The sequence below is a fragment of the Brevundimonas sp. genome (assembly GCF_046295075.1).
GTDB lineage: Bacteria > Pseudomonadota > Alphaproteobacteria > Caulobacterales > Caulobacteraceae > Brevundimonas.
Window position 1 is genome coordinate 178,387 of sequence record NZ_JBKBOC010000004.1, and the last position, 20,602, is coordinate 198,988.

Consider the following 20,602-nt stretch of genomic DNA (forward strand, 5'->3'; position numbering starts at 1 on the left):
CTCCCGCAGCCGTCATGGTTCGCGGCCGTTGGAGGACAGGATGCGCCAGTTGGCGCAGAGCGCAAGATGCCGCAACGTCAGCCTTCGGAGGAAAATCGAACGCCTACTGCAAAGTGCGGAACTTCAACGTGCCCGGCACGGTCTTGAGTTCGCGCAAGGCTTCGGGATCGTAGTCGCGATCCACGTCGGTGATGACATAGCCGGTGCGCTCGTCCGTCTTCAGGTGTTGTCCCAGAATATTCAGACCCGCCGACGCCAACGCGCGGTTCAGCTCGGCCAGGACGCCCGGCTGGTTCCTGTGGATGTGCAGGATGCGGTGCGTGCCGGACACCTCGGCCAACTGCACGTTCGGCAGGTTCACGCTGAAGGTGGTGTCGCCGCGATTGAGATAGCCCAGCAGCCGCTCGGCCGCGAACTCGGCGATGGCTTCCTGCGCCTCTTCGGTCGAGCCGCCGATGTGGGGCGTCAGGATCATGTTGGGCAGGCCCTGCAACGGGCTTTCGAACGGATCGGCGTTGGTGCGGGGTTCTTCCGGGAAGACGTCCACGGCGGCCCCGGCGACACGGCCCGAGCCCATGGCCTGGGACAGGGCGCCGACATCGACCACATGGCCGCGCGACAGGTTCAGGAACAGCGCGCCTTCCTTCATCCTGGCGAACTGAGCCGCGCCGAAGATGTTGGCGTTCTCCTTGCGACCATCGACATGCAGGGTGACCACGTCGCTTTCGCCTAGCAGGGCGTCCAGCGAACGCATCCGGCGCGCATTGCCCAGGGCCAGCCGTTCCGACAGGTCATAGAAAAGCACCCGCATGCCCAGGTTCTCGGCCAGCACCGACAACTGGCTGCCGATGGCGCCGTAACCGACGATGCCTAATGTCTTGCCGCGCAGCTCCTTGGAGCCGGTCGCGGACTTGTTCCATTTGCCGACATGCATGGCCGCCGACTTGTCCGCCACGTCGCGCATCAGCACGATCATCAAACCGATGGCCAGTTCGACGACCGAGCGGGTGTTCGAATAGGGGGCATTGAACACCGCCACCCCGTGGTCGGACGCCGCGTCCAGATCGATCTGGTTGGTGCCGATGCAGAAGGCGGCGACGGCCATCAGTCGATCGGCCTCTTCCAACACGCGGCGGCTGACCGTGGTCTTGGAGCGGATGCCCAGCACGTGGACGCCCTTGATCGCAGCGATCAGGTCATCCTCGTCCAGCGCGCCCTTTTGCGTCTCTACCGAATAGCCCGCCTCCTCCAGTCGTTCGACGGCGGCGGGGTGGATGTTTTCCAGCAGCAACATCTTCATGCGGCTGCGCGGGAAGGACCAGCGGCCGACCAGACCCTCGGCGTGTAGCACCTCGTCCAGGGATGCGGCCTCGGCGTCGGCGACCTGAACCACCGGCGCGCGGCGGACCACCTCGGTGAAGGCGTAGAAGGCGTCGGCGGCGCCGGCGATCTTGACCTCGGCGTCATTCCACCCGTCGCCGATCATGACGACCCGGCCCGACAGGTTCAGGGCGTGAATGGCGGCCGGCTTGCCGTTGGCGTGCGACAGGGGATTGGTGTCGTCCACGCCGATCACGCGGTCGTCCGCGTCATAGAGCAGATCGTTGCACAGGATGCGGTCGGGCGAGACGCCCAGTTCCTCGGCGACCGGCGCGATCACCTCGCGGAAGCCGCCAGATAGGATGACGACCTTGCCCTTGTTCTGCTGGAAGAAATTCAGGTTGCGGCGAACGGACGCCGTCAGATGATCCGATGCCGTCTGCGCCAGAGCCGCGACATGGGCGCGCGTCAAAGGAAGCAAAGCCAGGCGGCGGCGCAATGCCTCGCCGAACTCCAGCTCTCCGGCCATGGCCTGATCGGTCAGGGCCGCGATCTGCGCCCGTGTTTCGTCCGCGCCCGGCGCATCGGCCAAGGCGATGTCGGCCAAGGCCTCAAGGGTCTCGAAATCGACCAGGGTCGAATCGAAGTCGAAGATCAGTGTGGGGCGCGCGCTCATGGGCGGCGTCTTAGCGGCCTTCGCGCTTGCGGCAAAGCCAAGCCGTGCTGATGATTGGGCTCAGTTGCGCTTAAACCTTGCCGCCCGTCGCGATTTTCACACGGCGGGCGGCAAGAAAATATCAGAAGCGGACGATACGGCGCACGCGGCTGTCAGGACGACGGCTTTCCAACACGGCTGCGCCGATGGCGGCGGCTATGGTGGCGACGGCCAGAATCGCCCCGCCTTCACGCGCATGATCGCGAGCATAGGCGCCGGCGTCGTCGGCATAACGACGGGCGGTCTTGCCCTGCTTCTTCAATACCTTCTTCGAGCCCTTGCGGGCGGAACGGAACCATTCATCAGCGCGGTCGCGCGCATCGTAGGCGACGTCGGCGGCGCGATGGCGTGCGTCGCGCGACAGTTCGCTGGCGCGTTCGCCCGCATCTTCGGCCCGGTGGCGGAAGGCGTCGACGGCGTCATGGAAGCGATCGCGCAGTTCCGACGTATCCACCCATCCGCGCGGGTCGATGCGGGTCTTGATGCGCTGATAGCGGGTCGGCCCGCTACGTTGCGTCAGATAGACGACCGCGACCGCGCCCAGAACGACGGCGGCAAGGCTGCCGGCGGTGATGCCGGGATGTTTGCGAATCTCTTCGATCGGATCGATATCGCGGATCATCGGCGGAACCTCTTCAGTGATTGGCGTGGTGATGGGCAGAGCGACGGCTCCGCTTGAGCCCAAAGAGCGAACCGCACTGGAAACGGTTCCGTCGTGTTGGCTAGGCAGAACAAATCATCGCGCAGAACGCCTCCCCGCGCCGGAACAGACAACCCCTTATCATCGGGCCCTTATCATCGGGCCTTCGGGCGCCTAAATAGCCGCGATCCCGAAATGACGTCGCCAAAGGACCTCGCCGTGACCGATCACGCGCCTCACACCTCCGTTTCCGACGATCTGGCCGCCGCGTTCCAGATCGAGGGCTGGCCCGTGCGCGGACGTCTGGTCCGTCTGGGCGCGACCATCGACAAAATCCTGGCCGCCCACGCCTATCCCGAGCCGGTCGCCGCCCTGCTGGGCGAAGCCTGCGCCTTGGCGGCCCTGATCGGCTCCAGCCTGAAGTTCGAAGGTCGGCTGCTGGTTCAGGCCCAGGGCGACGGGCCGGTGCGCTATGTCGTCGCCGACTATGGCACCGACGGCAGCTTGCGCGGCTATTGCCGCTACGACGAGGCCGAGGTCGCCGAGGCATCCAGCGGGTTCGCGCGTCCCGGCGCCCGATCGCTGCTGGGCCAGGGCGTCTTCATCATGACGCTGGACCGCGGCCCCGACTTCGAACGCACCCAGGGGATCACGCCGATCGAGGGCGAGAGCCTGTCGCTGGCGGCCGAGCATTACTTCCAGCAGTCAGAACAGGTGCCGACCAAGGTGCGGCTGGCCGTCGGTCAGGTGCAGAGCGAGACGGGCTCGCAATGGCGGGCCGGCGGGGCGATGATCCAGATCATCGCCGGCGACGACGCACGCGGCTCCACGGAAGAAGTCTGGGATCGCACCCGCGCTCTGTTCGGCACCCTGGGCGATGATGAACTGGTCGACCCGACCATCTCGCCCGAGACCCTGCTGTTCCGCCTGTTCCACGAGGACGGCGTGCGGCTGGAAGGCGCGCGCGAACTGACGGCCGTTTGTCGTTGTTCTCGCGGCCGCATCGCCTCGGTCTTGGCCTCCTTCGACCCGGCCGAGCGCACGGACATGCTGGAGGATGACGGCAAGATTCACGTCACCTGCGAATACTGCGCCACGGTCTATGCGCTGGACCCCGACGAAGTAGTCGCCGAGCAGATTTGAATTGGAAAGGGCGGCTCCGAGAGCCGCCCTTTTTGTCTCAGCCTTCCAGATCCAGCGAATAGCCCGCCGAGCGGACCGTGCGGATCGGGTTGGCGCTTTCGTCCGCGATGGCCAAGGCCTTCCTCAGGCGGCCGACGTGGACGTCGACGGTGCGGGCTTCGACATAGACGTCCGAGCCCCAGACGGCGTCCAGAAGCTGTTCGCGACTGAACACCCGGCCGGGATGCTGCATGAAGTGGTCAAGCAGCCGGAACTCGGTCGGGCCGAGGTGCACTTCCTGGCCCGAACGCTTCACCCGGTGCGAGACGCGGTCGATGATGATGTCGCCGTGGTTCAGACGGTCGTCGGCCAGACCGGGACGGATGCGACGCAGGACGGCGCGGATGCGAGCGATCAACTCGACCATCGAGAAGGGCTTGGTCAGATAGTCGTCGGCGCCGGTGTCCAGGCCCCGAACCCGGTCGCTCTCCTCGCCGCGCGCCGTCAGCATGATGATCGGCAGGTTGCGGGTCTCGGCCTTGCCGCGGATGCGGCGGCAGACCTCGATGCCCGACAGTTTGGGCAGCATCCAGTCCAGCAGGACCAGGTCGGGCAGGCGCTCGTCGATCTGGAGCATGCCTTCCTCGCCGTCGGCGGCGACGGCGACGTCGTAGCCTTCCTTTTCGAGGTTGTACTGAAGAAGGGTCGCCAGCGCGTCCTCGTCTTCCATCACAAGGATATAAGGCTGCACGTCGTGTCTCCGGTCTCGGCTCAGTGCGTCGAAAGGTTCGGCGTCGGATCGGAGTCCTCGGCCGTGGGCTGAGCGCGCGGGCGTTCGCCAACGATGTCTTCGCCCGTGATCTCGTAGTGGACGGTCTCGGCGATATTTGTCGCGTGGTCGCCGATCCGTTCCAGGTTCTTGGCCATGAACAGCAGATGGGTGCAGGCGCCGATCGTGCGCGGATCGCCCATCATGTAGGTCAGCAGTTCGCGGAAAAGGGCGTTGTAGTGCTCGTCCACCTCGTCGTCGGTCTGCCAGACGGCGACAGCGCGATCCAGTTCCGACGCGGTGTAGGCGTCCAGCACGTCGCGCAAACGGGTCGAGACCAACCGGCCCATCCGCTCGATCGAGCGGGTCAGGGGCTGCATCGGTTCGCCCTCGGCCAGGATCAGCGCGCGCTTGGCGATGTTCTTGGCCAGGTCGCCGGTGCGCTCCAGATCGGTGGCGATCTTCATGGCGCCCAAGGTGCGACGAAGGTCGCTGGCCACCGGCTGGCGCAGGGCGATCAGGCGAATGGCCTTCTTCTCGATGTCGCGATGCAGGGCGTCGAGCTTCAGGTCGCGTTCCACGACAGCGCGCGCCAGGGCGATGTCGCGCCGGGCGACGGAATCGATGGCGTCAGCCACCTGGGCCTCGGCGAGCCCGCCCATGCGGGCGACCTCCGCCGTGATCTGGTTCAACTCGTCGCCGTAGGCCTTGACCGTGTGCTGGTTCATCGGATTAGCCGAAGCGTCCCGTGATGTAGTCGAGCGTGCGCCGTTCGCGGGGATTCTGGAAGATGTCTTCCGTATCCCCGGTCTCGACCAGACGGCCCATGTGGAAGAAGGCGGTGCGTTGCGACACCCGCGCGGCCTGAGCCATCGAGTGAGTGACGATGACGATGCAGAACCGCTCGCGCAGTTCGTCGATCAGTTCCTCGATCCGCGCCGTGGCGATGGGATCCAGGGCCGAGCAAGGCTCGTCCATCAGGATCACTTCGGGGTTCACGGCGATGGCGCGGGCGATGACCAGACGCTGTTGCTGACCGCCTGACAGACCCATAGCCGACGACTGCAGGCGGTCGGCGACCTCTTCCCACAGACCGGCGCGCTTCAGGGCCTTTTCGACCACGTCGTCCATCTCGGCCTTGGACGAGACCAGGCCGTGGATCTTGGGTCCGTAGGCGACGTTCTCGTAGATCGACTTGGGGAAAGGGTTTGGACGCTGGAACACCATGCCGACGCGGGCGCGCAGCAGCACAGGGTCGATGGAGCGGTCGTTGATGTCCTCGTCGTCCATCGCGATCCGACCGGTGACCTTGGCTCCGGCGATGGTGTCGTTCATGCGGTTCATCGTCCGCAGGAAGGTCGACTTGCCGCAACCCGACGGCCCGATCAAGGCCGTGACGGTCTTGTCCGGGATATCCAGCGAAACGTCGTACAGCGCCTGCTTGCCTTCATAGAAGACAGACACGTCGCGCGCGGCGATCTTGATCGGGCCGACCGGCGGGCTGTCCACGACGGTGGCGTTCGACACGGGCGTTGCGTCTTCGAGACGCGGCTCGGCGGCAGCGCGGGCTTTGGACGGCGTGACTTCGGGCAGGACTTGGCCGCCCATGCGCGGGGTCTCGGTCGGATCGACCGGGCCGGCGCCGGACTGGTCTTCGGCGGAGCGGAAAATACGGAATTTCATTCTCTTACCACCGGCGCTCGAAGCGCCGCCTCAGGATGATGGCCGCCGCGTTCATGATGATCATGAAGACCAGCAGGACGATGATCGCCGCGGCGGTGCGTTCGTGGAACGCCCGCTCCGAGGCGTTCTCCCAGATGTAGATCAGCGAAGGCAGCGCCCCGACCGGCTGGTCTATGGCCGCCGGCACGCCGGGCACGAAGCTGACCATGCCGATCAGCAGCAGCGGTGCGGTCTCACCCAGGGCGTGGGCCATGGAGATGATGGCGCCGGTCATGACGCCGGGCATGGCCAGCGGCAGGACATGGCTGAACACCGTCTGCGTCTTGGACGCGCCCATGGCCAGGGCGGCCTCGCGGATCGACGGCGGCACCGCCTTCAGGGCCGAGCGTGTGGCGATGACCAGGGTCGGCAGCGCCATCAGGGCCAGGACCAGACCGCCGACGATCGGACTGGCGCGCGGCAGGTGCATCCAGTTGATGAACAGGGCCAGACCCAAGAGGCCGTAGACGATCGACGGCACGGCCGCGAGGTTGTTGATGTTGACCTCGATGATGTCGGTCAACTTGTTCTTGGGCGCGAACTCTTCCAGCCAGATGGCGGCGCCGACGCCCAGCGGAATGGCGATCAAGGCCGTGACCATCAGCATCAGCGCCGAGCCAACCACGGCGCCCAGCACGCCCGCCAGCTCCGGCTGGGTCGAGTCTCCGTTTGTGAACAGGGCGGTATTGAAGTGCGAGCCGATGACACCCTCGGTCTGCATCCGGTCCAGCCAGGCGATCTGCTGGTCAGTCAGGCGGCGTTGATCCTCGGGCGTATCTCTGGAGATTTCGCCCTTCAGATACAGGTCGGCGTCGTCGGACAGGGGCACGGCCAGGGGCACGGTCTCGCCGATGACCTCGCTGCGCTTGGAGACCAGATCGGCGGCCACGAACTTCAGTTCCGACGAAAACAGCCGCTTCATCTGTGCAGCCCTGGTGCCAGCCGCATCGTCCTGGATGCCCATGCGGACCAGTTGCTGCTCGGCGGCCAACTGTTCGAAGTTGGAGCCCTGGGGATAGGCGCGATCGACGCGCGCCGGGTCCATATAGACCGGCACCGTCACGGTATGGGTATAGAAGGCGGTGTGGCCCTGTTCGACGATGCGGACCAGGAGGACCGCCAGGAACAGCATGGCGGCGGCGATGGCCAGACGGCCATACCATTTGAAGCGGGTTTCCTTGGCGTGGCGACGCTTCAGGCCCGCACGCAGACGATCCAGCCGCCCCTTGGCGGCCACGCCGTCGATCCGATCGGGGGTCGCGTCAGTCATATTGTTCCCGATAGGTCTGGACGATCCGGTGAGCGATGATGTTCAGCACCAGGGTCACCAGGAACAGGGTCAGGCCCAAGCCGAAGGCCGACAGGGTCTTGGCGCTGTTGAACTCCTGGTCGCCGGTCAGAAGTGTCACGATCTGCACGGTGACGGTCGTCACGGTGTCGAGAGGATTGAAGGTCAGGTTGGCGGCCAGGCCTGCGGCCATGGTCACGATCATGGTCTCGCCAATGGCCCGCGACACGGCCAGCAGCAGGGCGCCGGCGATGCCCGGCAAGGCGGCGGGCAGCAGAACCCGCTTCACCGTCTCGGACTTGGTGGCGCCCATGGCGAACGAGCCGTCGCGCAGAGACTGAGGCACGGCGTTCAAGATGTCGTCGGACAGCGACGACACGAACGGGATAAGCATGATGCCCATCACCGCGCCGGCCGTCAGGGCCATCTGATTCTGAACCAGCGCGAGATACTGGCCCAGTCCGTCCAGCGGTCCGCCGATCAGGAACAGGCCGATCTCGTTGAAGAAGACCCTCAGCAGCGGCCCCACGGTCAGGGCGGCGAAGAAGCCGTAGACGACGGTCGGCACGCCGGCGAGAATCTCAAGCAGCGGCTTGATCACCGCGCGGGTCGTGCGGTTGGCGTATTCGGACAGATAGATGGCCGAAAACAGGCCGATGGGCGCGGCGACGCACATGGCGATCAGCATGATCAGCAGGGTGCCCGCGAACAGGGGCACGGCCCCGAAGGCGCCGGTCGAACCGACCTGGTCGGCGCGGATGGCGATCTGGGGGCTCCATTGCGTGCCGAACAGGAAGTCGAGGATCGGCACCGTCTGGAAGAAGCGGAAGCTGTCGAAGGCCAGGGAGGCAATGATGCCCAGGGTCGTCAGGACGGCGATGGCCGAGCAAACGAACAGGGCGCCGTAGATCCAGCCCTCGACCCGGTTGCGGGCGCGGGTCTGGGGCTTGATCTGGGTCAGGGCGAACAGGCCGCCCAGGATGGCGGCCAGGATGGCGGCGATCCCGCCGCCCCAGGACAGGGTGCGCTCGATGCGGACCATTCGGCGCGCCTCGACCGGCAGATGTTCGGCCAGCGGGCGCTCCCAGATCTGCAGGGCAGGCTCGCCACGACCGACGCGGTGGGCATCGGCGAAGAAGGCGTCGCGGCGGAAGTGTTCCAGAGCGGCGACGGCATCAGGCGTGCCGACGGCGGTCAGCTGGCGCTGCAACGGCGCAGAGAAGACCGAGGCCAGGATCAGAACCAGCAGGGCGGGCGCAGCGACCCAGATCAGGGCGTAGGCGCCGTGCTGGCCGGGGCGGGAATGGGGTTTGGCGCCGATCGCGCGACGACGCGCAAGCTCGCGTCCGCCGACGAAGGCGGCCGCGCTCAGCGCGATGAGGATCAGCAGATAAATCCAGATCATTCAGAAGTCCGAGGCGCCGTGCGCGAATCGGCGAGGGTCCTGAACATCGGGACCAACGCGGCGCGACTACTGCCTGCGAATGTTCAGCGGATTACGACGGGTCGATGACAGTTGGGTGACAGCGACGGTCCCTGCGGCTCTAGCGCCGCTCGACCGGCTGGGGGAACCAGGCGGTGAAGGCCGCGCCCATGCCCGGCGCGCTTTCGACGACCAGGCCGCCCTGGTGCCGATTGATGATGTGCTTGACGATCGCGAGCCCCAGGCCGGTCCCCTGCCGCTCGCCGCTCTTCTGGCCTTCCACCCGATAAAACCGCTCGGTCAGGCGTGGCAGGTGTTCTCGCGCCATGCCGGGTCCATGATCCCGCACCGTCACGGCGGCATAGGAGATGCCGGAGGCACGATCCGGCGTGACCAGCGGCAGTCGGGTCGCGCCGGGCATGCGCGAGGCCCAGGCCTCGTCGAAGGACAGGTCCGAACGGACCGAAATCTCGACCGTCCCGCTCCGTGACGAATATTTGACAGCGTTATCGAGCAGGTTCTGCACGACCTGCAGAATCTCGTCGCGATCCCCGCTGATCGACGCCCTCGCCTCCCCCTGATCCAGGACGATGACGATCTCCTTTTCGCGCGTCAGCACGCTGATGGCGTCCACCACGTCGGAGGCGGCGCGGTCCAGATCGACCCGGCCCGAGGGCGGGATATGCTCGTTCAGTTCGATGCGGCTGAGCGACAGCAGGTCGGCGACCAGACGCCCCATCCGATCCGCCTGGGCCGACATGATGTCGAGGAATCGGTCGCGCGCGGCGACGTCGTCGCGGGCATGACCCTTCAGCGTCTCGATGAAGCCGCTCAGCGAGGCCAGCGGCGTGCGCAGTTCGTGGCTGGCGTTGGCCAGGAAATCGACGCGCATCATCTCGGTGCGCCGCGCGTCGGTCTCGTCACGCAGGATCAGCAGGGCCAGTTCCGCCCCCGGCGCCGTGCTTGTCTCGACCGACAGAGGCCGGGTCCAGGCCCGCCAGCGCCGATCTCTCTGACCGCCCGTCGCATAGTCGGTGGTGCGGGCCGTGCCGCCGAACAGGGCCTCATCGACCGCCTCCAGCACGCCGGGCTCACGAATGACCTGAACCAGCAAGGCGCCCTGACGCTGAATCCGCAACAGGTCGCGCGCCGCGCCATTGGCCATGACGATGCGCCGGCCGGCGATATCGTCCGGCTCGCCCCCGCTGACGACCAGCACCGGGTCGTCCAGCGCCTCGAACACCCGATCCAGCAGGTCGCCCGTCACCACATCCGTGGAAGACTCCACCGCGGCGGCGTCATTCGCGGTCGGAGCCGTCGCCGCCGTTTCCGACACGTTCAAAAGCCAGGCCGAAGCCGCCACGACCACGGCCCCGCCGACCAGCCAGTTCGCCAGCTCGGGATGCAGGATCGCCAGGACCAGCAGGATCACGATGGCGATGCCGATGCTGGCGCCCACCGTCCACAGGCGCGAGGTGGAAACCGGCGCGACGGGCGATGGCGAGACTTCGTAAGGCATGGAGTGGGAGCGACCTCGTTCTGGAACGCGTTTTGCGATCCTTGCACGGATTCTGTGACGGCGCGCCGACAGCCTGCTGATTGAGCAAGCTTCGCCGCACGGTTTCTTTAGGATTTTCTGCGAGCGTATCCTCAAGGAGAAGCCTCGTGGACCGCATCATCTTTTGCATCACGCGCGATCACGACTGGCGGATCACTCTGTTCGCCGCCCTGATTTGCCTGGTCGGTATGGGCGTTTCGACCCGTGTCATGCAGCGGATGAGCGTGCGCGACCCTCTTCGACGCCGACGTGCGGTCCTCATGGCGACGCTGATCGGCGCCCTGTCGATATGGGCTACCCATTTCGTGGCCATGCAGGGGTTCGTCGCCGGCGTGCCGGTGCGCTACGACCTGTTTCTGACACTGGCTTCGCTGGGCGTCGCCCTCGCCATGATCGGCCTGACGATCGGCTCCACGATGATGGGCAAGGGTCGGATCTGGCGCGTCCTGGCCGCCGTGATCGCCGTCGCGGGCGTCGGCGCCATGCACTATCTCGGCATGGCTGCGATCAGGGCGCCGGCGCATATCGGCTGGGATCCCGGCATGGTGGCGGCCTCCATCATCGGCGCCATGGCTGTCGGATGCACGACCGCCTTCTTCTATCGTCGCGGCGGGATTGTCAGGCTGGTCGTTACTGCTTTCGGCCTCGCGATGACGGTGATCGTGCTTCATTTCGTCGGCATGGCGGCGATCACCGTCACGCCTAGCCCCAGCGTTTCGACGGATCAGGGCATTTCCACTGAAGCCATGCGCGTGCTGCTGGGCGCCATCCTGCTGCTGATCTGCGGCGTCGCCTCCGCCCTGGGCGTCATGGCCTATATGTCGCGCGCAACGGCGCTGCGCCGCATTAGAGAGGCCGTCGATGCGATGCCCGACGGGTTGGGCTTCTATGATTCGAAGGATCGGCTGGTCCTGTGGAACGCCCGCTATGCCGAGGTGAACCCCGAGCTTGAACCCCATTTGGTCGTCGGCCTGCCCTTCCGTGAGGCCTTGCGGATCGGGATCGACGAAGGCCGCTACGCCGAGGCGCTGGGGCGCGAAGAAGAATGGCTGAACGAGCGTATCGCGGCGCGACGTCAGCTGTCGTCCAACGGCGAACAGCAGATCGCCGGCGGTCGCTGGCTACGCATCCAGGATCGGCGCACCTCGGAAGGCGGCACGGTGACCGTCTGCAATGACATCACCGACCTGAAACGCGACGCCCAGGCCTTGGCCGAGGCCCGTGACGCCGCAGAGGCCGCCAACGTCGCCAAGAGCCAGTTCCTGGCCAATATGAGCCACGAGATTCGTACGCCATTAAACGGCGTGATCGGCCTGTCGCAGGCCCTGTCCAAGACCGAACTGACGCCGGAGCAGCGCGAGATGCTGGATCTGATGCAGGCCTCGGGCAAGACGCTGCAGACCCTGCTCAGCGACATCCTGGATCTGGCGCGCGTCGAATCGGGCAAGCTGGAGTTGACCGAAGACGCCTTCGAACTGGCGACCGTGGTGCGCGAGGCGGCTCAGCTGTATGCCGAGAACGCCCGCGAGAAGCACCTGGACTTCCACGTCGACATCGATCTGGAAGACGGCGTTTGGGTTTTGGGCGACGCGGTGCGCCTGAAACAGGTGCTGACCAATCTGATTTCCAATGCGGTGAAGTTCACCAGCCAGGGCTTCGTGGGGCTGATCGTCCAGCGCGGCCTGGATCAGGACAGACGCCCGGTGCTGCGCTTCACGGTCGAGGACAGCGGCATCGGTTTCGACGCCGCGACCCGCAGCCGGTTGTTCAGCCGATTCGAACAGGCTGACGGCGGCATCACGCGCAAGTTCGGGGGCTCCGGCCTGGGTCTGTCCATCTGCCGTCAGTTGGCGGAAATGATGGGCGGCGACCTGGGATGCGAAAGCGAGCCGGGTGGGGGCGCCGCCTTCATCCTGACCTTGCCGTTGAGGCAATGCGAAGCTCCCAAGAGCCGGGAGCCTCTGGCCGCAGAGACCTATGCCGACGAGGATCAGCGCGTGGTGCGGGTGCTGGTGGCGGACGATCATCCGACCAATCGCCGCGTCATCGAACTGATTCTCGCCCAGACCTCCGCCCAGATCGTGATCGCCGAGAACGGCGTCCAGGCGCTGGAGGCCTTCCGGGCCGACACGTTCGACCTTGTTCTGATGGACATGCAGATGCCGGTCATGGACGGGCTGACGGCCACGCAAGAGATTCGCCTGCACGAGGCCACGATGGGGATGGATCGCACGCCCATCGTCATGCTGACCGCCAACGCCATGCCCGAACATGTGGCGGCCGGACGCGCGGCCGGGGCCGACCACCACCTGGCCAAGCCGTTCAACGCCGCCGAACTGCTGGGCATCGTCGCAACGCCCGCTTCGCTGCTGAAGGACCGGGCGCAGGCGGCTTAAGCGGAACCTTTGACGGTTGCGCCCTGGGCGTGATGCGTGTAATAGCCCGCGCTCTTGAATTCGAGGGTTCATCACCCCCGCCGCGAGAGCCCAGGGTTGGCGCGGCGTTTCCGTTGTTGTTGAGGCGAGCCACATGGCCGAGATCATTCTGAACGTGGACGTCCGCGATGGCGTCGGCACCGGCGGCGCTCGCGCCGCGCGTCGCGCCGGTTTCGTGCCGGGCGTCCTGTACGGCGGCGAACAAGCCCCCGTCGCCATCTCCGTGAACGAGAAGGACTTCCGCAAGTCCCTCTACACCGGCAAGCTGCTGGGCCACCTGGTGACCCTGAAGTACGGTGAAGAGACCCAGCCGGTCATCGCCAAGGACATCCAGTTCGACCCCGTGTCGGACCGTCCCCTGCACTTCGACTTGATGCGCGTCGATGCGAAGGCCCCGCTCAAGATCGAAGTGCCGGTTCACTTCCTGAACGCTGACGAAGCGCCCTTCTCGCGTCAGGGCGGTTCGCTGGAAGTCGTGCGTCACGCCGTCGAAATCCTGGTCCGCGCCGACCAGATCCCGGAAGAGCTGGTGGTCGATCTGACCAAGGCCGAAATCGGTGACACCATCCGCATCTCGGACATCAAGCTGCCCAAGGGCGCGGAAGCCACCATCACCGACCGTGACTTCGTGATCGCCACGATCAAGATCTCGTCCGCCGCCCTGTCTGAAGCCGCTGACGAAGCCGCCGACGCAGCCGTTGCCGAAACCGCTCCGGTCGAGAAGACCGAAGACTGATCTTTCGGCTCTTCGAGAAGATTGCGCCCCGCCCGGTTCGCCGCGGCGGGGCTTTTCTTTGCCCGACGCACACGGCATGAGGACGCTATGATCATCATCGCTGGGCTCGGCAATCCGGGCGGCAAATACGAGAAGAACCGCCACAACATCGGCTTCATGGCCGCCGACGAGATCGCGCGCCGATGGCGGTTCGGTCCCGAGCGGGCCAAGTTCCAGTCGATCGTCAGCGAAGGCCAGGTCGAGACGGCCGACGGCCCGGTCAAGGTGCTGCTGATGAAGCCTCAGACCTATATGAACGAAAGCGGCCGTGCTGTCGGCGAGGCGGCGCGCTTCTACAAGATCAAACCCAGCGAGATCATCGTCTTCCACGACGAGATCGACCTGGCGCCCGGCCGTTTCCGCATGAAGACTGGCGGCGGCGCAGCGGGCCAGAATGGCGTCCGTTCGCTGATCAGCCACCTGGGCGCCGACTTCCGCCGCGCACGTATGGGCATCGGCCATCCAGGCGAGAAGGAATTGGTCATGCCCCACGTCCTGGGCGACTTCCACAAGGCCGAACAGCCGTGGCTGGACGCCATGCTCCAGGCCTGCGCGGACGCCCTGCCGTTCGCGGCGGCCGGCGACGACGAGCGTTATCAGGGCGAGGTCATGCGCCTGGCCCCAGCGCCCAAATTCAGCCCGCGTCAGGCGGCGCGCGGCGAGCTTTAGAACAAACCGCCGCCTATCCCGTCGTCGCGAAACGCCGTAGAGGCGAGGCGTGATACGTTCCCAGGCCGATAATTGGTCGAGCTCGAAATCGCTCGCCTTCTTGGCGGCGGTCTTCGCGCTCGTGCTTGGAAGCCTGCTGCCCTTCGCGGCCCTCGCGGCAGTCAAGCCGGGTCAGCCCCTGATCATCTGTTCGGCTGAAGGGCCGCAGACGATCCAGTCCGGCGGGATGGACGGCCCGGTCAACAAACACGTCGGGGCCAAGTGCGCGGCATGCGTCATGCCTCTGGCCGCCGCCCTGCCCTGTCCACCCGCGCCGCAACCGGCCCCGGTCGTTCGTATCGCCGAACGCGTCGTCTATGTCGTCGCCAGCGTCAGCCCGCCGCCCCCAGCGCGTGCCCCGCCGCGCCCGCCATCCACCGCACCACCCCAGGCCTGAACCAGACCTCAAGCCCGCGCCGGCCTTCACGCCCGCGCGTCTTTCTTGTTCTGATTTCAGGATCATCATGTCTTTCAAGACCACCGCAGCGCCGTGCGCGCTGCTGCTCGCCGCCCTGACGAGCGCTGGATGGGCCAGTCCCGCCTTCGCCCAGCAAACCCCTGAGCCCACCGTGCTCGACAGTGTCATCGTCACCGGCCGTCGCAACGCCGAAGACCCCGCCGTCGTCGCAGACGCCCGCGCCCTGCTGTCGCGCACCCCCGGCGCCGTGGCCGTGGTGGCGTCGGAAACCTATCAGGACCGATATGCGCTCAGCTTCGCCGATACGCTGCGCGGCGTGCCCGGCGTCTTCGCCAAGCGCCGTTGGGGCGAGGAGGTCCGGCTTTCGATTCGGGGTTCCGGCATCGGCAACGGCGCCCATCTGCGCGGCGTCCTGCTGGCCCAGGACGGCGTGCCCTTCAACGCGCCCGACGGGTTCGGCGAGTTTCAGGAGATCGATCCCCTGATCGCGCGCCATATCGATGTGTACAAGGGCGGGAACGCCCTTCGTTTTGGCGGCGCAGCCTTGGGCGGCGCGATCAATGTGGTGACCCCCACCGGTCGGACAGCCGCCAGTCGCAACTTGATCCGCATCGAAGGCGGATCGTTCGACACGCAACGCGGCCACGTCGCCATCGCCCGCGATCTGGGCGAGTGGGACGTCTACGCCGCCGCCACGGTCGCCCGTTCCGATGGCTTCCGAGACAATCAAAACTCGGACTCCAAACGCCTGACCCTGAACCTGGGTCGTACGTTCGGCACGGACCGCGAGCTGCGCCTGATCGTCCAGGGCAATGATCTGGACCAGTCGGTGTCATCCGCCGTGACGCGGCAACAGGCCCTGACCAACCCGCGAGACGTGCCCGCCAACAATCGCACCCTGGCCTTTGCCAGAGACGTGAAGTCCCTGCGCACCACCGTTTTGGGCCGCTGGAGGATCGACGACAGTCTGATGTTCGAGGGCGCGGCCTATGTCGTGGACAAGGATCTGTACCACCCGATCTCCATCGTCATCGACCAGAACAGCCTGCAATGGGGCGGCTATGGCCGCGTGGACTGGAACGGACAGGTGATGGGGCTGCGCGCCGACGCCTATGCCGGCGTCAGCTATCGCGGCGGCGCGACGGACGCCTTCACCTTCGTGGCGGCGGGCGGAGCACGACCCGGCGCCAGGATCGGCGATTCGGTTCAGGACGCCGTCGGCCTGGATGTCTTCGCGGAGGGCCGCCTGTTCGTGACCGACCGACTGGCCCTGGTCGCGGGCGGCAGCTATGGCCGTGCAGAGCGGGATTTCACCAACAATCTGGCCCCGAGCAACAATGCGGACGTGACCTTCGACTGGTTCTCGCCGCGCATCGGTCTGCTTTGGGAAGACGAGACGGGAACGCAGGTCTATGCCAACCTGACGCGTTCGGTGGAGGCGCCCGGCTATAACGCGCTGGTTCAAGGCGCGATACCGCGCTTCGTCGATGTCGATATTCAGGATGCCTGGACCGCCGAAATCGGCGCCCGAGGACGTCGCGGTCCCTTCACCTTCGATCTGTCAGCCTATCGCGCCGAGATCACCGGCGAACTGTTGAACTTCATCGTCAGCCCGGACATTCCCGCCTCCACATTCAATGCGGGCGACACGGTTCACCAGGGAATCGAAGCCGGATTGGACTGGCGGATCATGGCCGGCCCGCACGGCCGGTTGACGCTGCGACAGACCTACGCCTGGTCCGACTTCGTCTTCGACGGTGATCGGACTTACGGCGACAATCGCCTGCCGGTCGTGCCCGAACATCTGTACCGGGCCGAACTGAAATACGCCCATCCTGCCGGATGGTTCGTCGCGCCCAGCGTGGAGTGGTCGCCGTCGGATGGCCTGGTGGACTATGCCAACACCCTGACGGCCCCGGACTACGCCATCGTGTCGTTGAATGCGGGCTGGGGGTTCGACAATGGCGTGTCCCTGTTCCTGGATGCACGAAATCTGACAGGCGAAAACTACATCTCCTCCGTCAACGCCGTGACGGATGCGCGGGTCGCCCCGACGGCTGTGTTCGTGCCCGGCGAGGGACGCTCGGCCTATGTGGGAGTTCGCTATGCGTTCTGAGCCAACGGGCGACCTGTCCGGTCCCTACCGCGCCGTCTGGCGCTGGCACTTCTACGCAGGCGTGTTCGTCATGCCGGTGCTGATGCTGCTGGCGCTGACCGGCGGGCTGTATCTGTTCAAGGACGAAATCGATGGGTTTCTGTATCGCGACATGATCCGTGTGCCGGCGACCCAATCTCAGGCCGCGCCCGAAAGCTGGCTGGCCAATGCGTCCGCAGCCGCCGGCGGCGGACGGGTCGCCAATCTGGTCCTGCCTGTCGGCGCCGATCAGGCCGTCAGGCTTCGCGTGGATCGCCCAGATGGGGTGCAGAAGACCGTTTTCGTCGATCCCTACACCGGGCGCGCGACGGGCGTCATACCCGCCGGGGGCGTCATGGAACTGGTCAAGAAGACCCACAGCCTGACGCTGTTGGGTCGGCCGTTCAACATTCTGGTCGAAATCGTCGCCGGCTGGACCATCATCCTGTTCGCCACGGGTCTTTATCTGTGGTGGCCGCGCGGGCGAGCCGTCGCGACCTTCACGCCCAAGACGGCCGACAGCCGTCGTCGGCCGTTCTGGCGCGATCTGCATGCGCTGACCGGAGTCTATGTGGGGGGTGTCGTCCTGTTCCTGGCGGTCACGGGCATGCCCTGGTCGGCGGTCTGGGGCGACCGGGTCATGGGCCTGATCAAGGAGACGGGGCTGGGACGACCGCCCGCCCCCGTCGCCGGCGCCTGGCAACGCGCCCAGCACCATGACGCACCGATCGGCGCCGGCTGGACCATGGAGGGCATGGTGATGACGCACGACCACGCCGGCCATGGCGGTCTGGCGCAGGTGCTGCACATGGCGGATCAGGCCGGTCTGGCGCGCCCCTATGCCGTCAACATCCCTGCGGTTGAGGGCACGGCCTATACGGTCACGACCCAGGCCCGCCGCGTGCAGGACAGCCGCTCGCTCTATATCGACGCCGCGTCCGGGCGGCTGCTCGGCGACATCGGCTACGATCAGTTCGGCGCGGGCGCGAAAGCCATCGAACTGGGCATCTACACCCACCAGGGCACGCAGTTCGGACAGGCCAACCGGATCGTCATGCTGCTGGGCTGTATCGGCGTCTGGCTGCTGGCGATCAGCGGCCTGGTCATGTGGTGGAAGCGCCGTCCGCCGAACCTGTCGCGCCGCCGCCTGGGTGCGCCGCCTGCCCCGCCAGGACCGCGCGTTCGCGCCGCTGTCCTGGGCATCGTCCTTCCCCTCGCCATCCTCTATCCTCTGACGGGACTGAGCCTGGTCGCGGCCGTGTTGCTCGATCGAGCCGTACGACCGATGATCCGACTCCGTTCCGCCGCCTCGTGAAAGACCCGACGTCATGAAAATCAAAATCGCTCTCGCCGCCGTCGCCCTATCGCTGGCGGCCTGCAATCCATCCGAGCCGACCAAGGCTCCGGCGGCCGAGACATCCGGCCCGACGACGGCCGCCGCCGTGACCGCGACCGACGCCTGGTGCCGCCCCTCGCCGAACGGGGCCAAGGCCGGGGGCTGCTATGTCACCCTGACCGCAGCGACGGACGATCGGCTGACCGGCGGCTCGACGACCCGCGCCGGGTCGCTTCAAGTGCATGAGATGAAGACCGAGAACGGCATGATGAAGATGGCCAAACTGACGGCGGGTCTGCCTTTGCCAGCCGGTCAGGCCGTAGCCTTGGCGCCCGGCGGAAACCACCTGATGCTGATCGAATTGACCGCCCCGCTGGTCGCAGGCGAAACCGTGCCTCTGACCTTCCAGTTCGCCTCGGCTCCGTCGATCACGGTGCAGGCGCAAGTGCGTCAGCCGGCCATGGCGGGCATGGATCACGGCGCACATTGACCTCAGTTGAAGCGCGAGCCTGACAAACGGGTCGGAACCCGCTAAAGGCTCGCGCCTCACGAGGAATACCATGGCTCTTAAAGTCGCGATCGTCGGCCTGCCCAACGTCGGCAAGTCCACCCTGTTCAACGCCCTGACCAAGACGGCGGCGGCCCAGGCGGCCAACTACCCGTTCTGCACCATCGAGCCGAACACCGGCGACGTGGCGGTGCCGGAGCCGCGTCTGGAAGCCCTGGCCGAGATCGCCGGGTCCAAAGAGATCATCCCTTCGCGCATTACTTTCGTGGACATCGCCGGCCTGGTGCGCGGCGCGTCCAAGGGCGAGGGCCTGGGCAACCAGTTCCTGGCCAATATCCGCGACTGCGACGCCGTGGCCTTCGTGGCCCGTTGCTTCGTCGATGACGACATCACCCACGTCGAGGACCGCATCGATCCGATCGCCGATCTGGAGATCATCGAGACCGAACTGATGCTGGCCGACATGGAGAGCCTGGAACGCCGTCGGCCTCAGCTAGAAAAACGCGCCAAGGGCGGCGACAAGGAATCCGGCCTGACCCTGAAACTGGTCGACCTGGCCCTGGCCCAGTTGAACGCCGGCAAGCCTGCCCGCACCGCCGAGGTGTCCAAGGAGGACGCCAAGGCCTGGCACATGCTGCAGCTGCTGACCGCTCTGCCCGCCCTCTATGTCTCCAACGTCGAGGAAGGTTCGGCCGACAAGGGCAACGACCTGTCCGACAAGGTCGCGGCGCGCGCCGCCCAGGACAACGCCAATTCGGTCGTCATCTCGGCCCAGATCGAATCCGAGATCGCCGTGCTGGACGACGAGGAGCAGAAGGAGTTCCTGGAAACCCTGGGCCTCGAAGAACCCGGCCTGAACCGCCTGATCCGCGAGGCCTACAAGCTGCTGGGCCTGCAGACCTATTTCACGGTCGGCCCCAAGGAAGCCCGCGCCTGGACCATCCCCGTCGGCGCCACCGGCCCCCAGGCGGCCGGCGTGATCCACACCGACTTCGAGAAGGGCTTCATCCGCGCTGAAACCATCGCCTATGACGATTTCGTCGCCCTGCGCGGCGAGGCCAAGGCCCGCGAGGCCGGCAAGCTGCGCGCCGAAGGCAAGACCTATGTCGTCAAGGACGGCGACGTGATGAACTTCCTGTTCAACTAGGCGGCGCGGCGGGCGGGGTCTCGGCCCCGTCCTTCTTCATCATCTTTTCCAGCGGATTGGCGGGATCGGGCGCACGCGGCGAGCCGGGGCAGCGCGCCAGTTTCACCGTCGTCATGTCCCGGTCGATGTAGGTCAGGTTCATCACGTCGCCGGTCGTGCTCATATGCACGCGCTCGGTCTTGGTCTGGTCCTGGGTCGCGCACCGCAAGGCCGCGACATAGCCCGAGCCCGTCTCGTCGATGCTGGCGATGTCGCAGTTGTGCCCATAGGCGTCGAACCGCAGCGGCGTCAGGGTGATCGGGCTGCGCTCGCCTTGAGGCCGGGCGCACCATTGCGGATTGGCCGCCCACACCCCCACGAAACTGCGCGGCCCACGCATAGCCAACGAAGACGGACCCGGCGGCTCGACCTGCTGCATGGCGTCCGGCGTGCGCAGCGGCGCGGCCGGCTCGTTGGGTGGATTGACCTGCTGATCGCCGCAGGCGGCCAAGGCGGCGATGGCGGCCGCCATCGGGAACAGGGCTGTTTTCATCACGCCACAACGTCACTGCCAAGGTTGGGTTCAAATCCTCACTGCCATTGCG

At 66.2% G+C, this 20,602-nt stretch carries 18 protein-coding genes and 1 pseudogene; 9 read left to right on the forward strand and 10 right to left on the reverse strand.

All coding sequences use genetic code 11. The features are described from left to right. Positions 1-103 precede the first annotated feature (103 nt). The 3 genes and pseudogenes from serA to ACK4MH_RS05545 form a co-directional block, all read right to left on the reverse strand. Complete coding sequence (gene serA, locus ACK4MH_RS05535; protein ID WP_409715938.1) at positions 104-1,333, reverse strand: phosphoglycerate dehydrogenase; 1,230 nt, start codon at positions 1,331-1,333, stop codon at positions 104-106. Between the two features lie 135 nt (positions 1,334-1,468). Further along, positions 1,469-1,996, reverse strand: a pseudogene (locus ACK4MH_RS05540) (HAD-IB family phosphatase); the annotation flags it as partial. Between the two features lie 121 nt (positions 1,997-2,117). Then, complete coding sequence (locus ACK4MH_RS05545; protein ID WP_409715859.1) at positions 2,118-2,657, reverse strand: hypothetical protein; 540 nt, start codon at positions 2,655-2,657, stop codon at positions 2,118-2,120. A 237-nt stretch (positions 2,658-2,894) separates the two neighbouring features. Here ACK4MH_RS05545 and ACK4MH_RS05550 point away from each other — a divergent pair, with 237 nt between their 5' ends. Then, on the forward strand, positions 2,895-3,818 hold the full coding sequence (locus tag ACK4MH_RS05550; protein ID WP_409715862.1) for an Hsp33 family molecular chaperone: 924 nt from the start codon (positions 2,895-2,897) through the stop codon (positions 3,816-3,818). Between the two features lie 37 nt (positions 3,819-3,855). Here ACK4MH_RS05550 and phoB read toward each other — a convergent pair whose 3' ends face one another. The 6 genes from phoB to ACK4MH_RS05580 form a co-directional block, all read right to left on the reverse strand. Beyond that, on the reverse strand, positions 3,856-4,548 hold the full coding sequence (gene phoB, locus ACK4MH_RS05555; protein WP_135195153.1) for a phosphate regulon transcriptional regulator PhoB: 693 nt from the start codon (positions 4,546-4,548) through the stop codon (positions 3,856-3,858). Between the two features lie 20 nt (positions 4,549-4,568). After that, positions 4,569-5,294 (reverse strand): phosphate signaling complex protein PhoU, encoded by a 726-nt coding sequence (gene phoU / locus ACK4MH_RS05560; protein ID WP_346496427.1) that lies wholly within the window; start codon positions 5,292-5,294, stop codon positions 4,569-4,571. Positions 5,295-5,298: 4 nt separating this feature from the next. After that, complete coding sequence (gene pstB / locus ACK4MH_RS05565; RefSeq protein WP_409715866.1) at positions 5,299-6,249, reverse strand: phosphate ABC transporter ATP-binding protein PstB; 951 nt, start codon at positions 6,247-6,249, stop codon at positions 5,299-5,301. Positions 6,250-6,253: 4 nt separating this feature from the next. Next, on the reverse strand, positions 6,254-7,558 hold the full coding sequence (pstA, locus tag ACK4MH_RS05570; protein WP_409715869.1) for a phosphate ABC transporter permease PstA: 1,305 nt from the start codon (positions 7,556-7,558) through the stop codon (positions 6,254-6,256). Next, on the reverse strand, positions 7,551-8,981 hold the full coding sequence (gene pstC / locus ACK4MH_RS05575; RefSeq protein WP_409715872.1) for a phosphate ABC transporter permease subunit PstC: 1,431 nt from the start codon (positions 8,979-8,981) through the stop codon (positions 7,551-7,553). The genes pstA and pstC overlap by 8 nt, the downstream gene beginning before the upstream one ends. Before the next feature lie 139 nt (positions 8,982-9,120). Then, positions 9,121-10,518, reverse strand: a complete 1,398-nt coding sequence (locus ACK4MH_RS05580; RefSeq protein ID WP_409715874.1) for an ATP-binding protein — start codon at positions 10,516-10,518, stop codon at positions 9,121-9,123. Positions 10,519-10,664: 146 nt separating this feature from the next. Between ACK4MH_RS05580 and ACK4MH_RS05585 the strand changes: the two genes are divergently transcribed. From ACK4MH_RS05585 to ychF, 8 genes are all read left to right on the forward strand, one after another. Then, positions 10,665-12,953, forward strand: coding sequence for an ATP-binding protein (locus ACK4MH_RS05585; RefSeq protein WP_409715877.1), 2,289 nt, complete (start codon positions 10,665-10,667; stop codon positions 12,951-12,953). 133 nt (positions 12,954-13,086) lie between these two features. Beyond that, on the forward strand, positions 13,087-13,728 hold the full coding sequence (locus ACK4MH_RS05590) for a 50S ribosomal protein L25/general stress protein Ctc (RefSeq protein WP_409715880.1): 642 nt from the start codon (positions 13,087-13,089) through the stop codon (positions 13,726-13,728). An 87-nt stretch (positions 13,729-13,815) separates the two neighbouring features. After that, positions 13,816-14,436 (forward strand): aminoacyl-tRNA hydrolase, encoded by a 621-nt coding sequence (pth, locus tag ACK4MH_RS05595; protein WP_409715883.1) that lies wholly within the window; start codon positions 13,816-13,818, stop codon positions 14,434-14,436. Between the two features lie 49 nt (positions 14,437-14,485). Next, the gene (locus ACK4MH_RS05600) at positions 14,486-14,872 is read left to right on the forward strand and encodes a hypothetical protein (RefSeq protein ID WP_409715886.1); all 387 of its coding nucleotides are present in this window, start codon (positions 14,486-14,488) and stop codon (positions 14,870-14,872) included. Positions 14,873-14,939: 67 nt separating this feature from the next. Continuing rightward, on the forward strand, positions 14,940-17,009 hold the full coding sequence (locus tag ACK4MH_RS05605; protein ID WP_409715889.1) for a TonB-dependent receptor family protein: 2,070 nt from the start codon (positions 14,940-14,942) through the stop codon (positions 17,007-17,009). Further along, positions 16,999-18,342, forward strand: a complete 1,344-nt coding sequence (locus ACK4MH_RS05610; RefSeq protein ID WP_409715892.1) for a PepSY-associated TM helix domain-containing protein — start codon at positions 16,999-17,001, stop codon at positions 18,340-18,342. Before ACK4MH_RS05605 ends, ACK4MH_RS05610 begins: the two co-directional genes overlap by 11 nt. A 13-nt stretch (positions 18,343-18,355) precedes the next feature. Next, positions 18,356-18,853, forward strand: a complete 498-nt coding sequence (locus ACK4MH_RS05615; RefSeq protein ID WP_409715895.1) for a copper chaperone PCu(A)C — start codon at positions 18,356-18,358, stop codon at positions 18,851-18,853. A 70-nt stretch (positions 18,854-18,923) separates the two neighbouring features. Then, entirely contained in the window at positions 18,924-20,018 is a 1,095-nt protein-coding gene (gene ychF / locus ACK4MH_RS05620; protein ID WP_135195140.1) for a redox-regulated ATPase YchF, read from the forward strand. Here the strand turns inward: ychF and ACK4MH_RS05625 are convergent. Further along, positions 20,011-20,553 (reverse strand): hypothetical protein, encoded by a 543-nt coding sequence (locus tag ACK4MH_RS05625; protein ID WP_409715898.1) that lies wholly within the window; start codon positions 20,551-20,553, stop codon positions 20,011-20,013. The two genes, ychF and ACK4MH_RS05625, sit on opposite strands and share 8 nt — an antisense overlap. Positions 20,554-20,602: the final 49 nt, after the last annotated feature.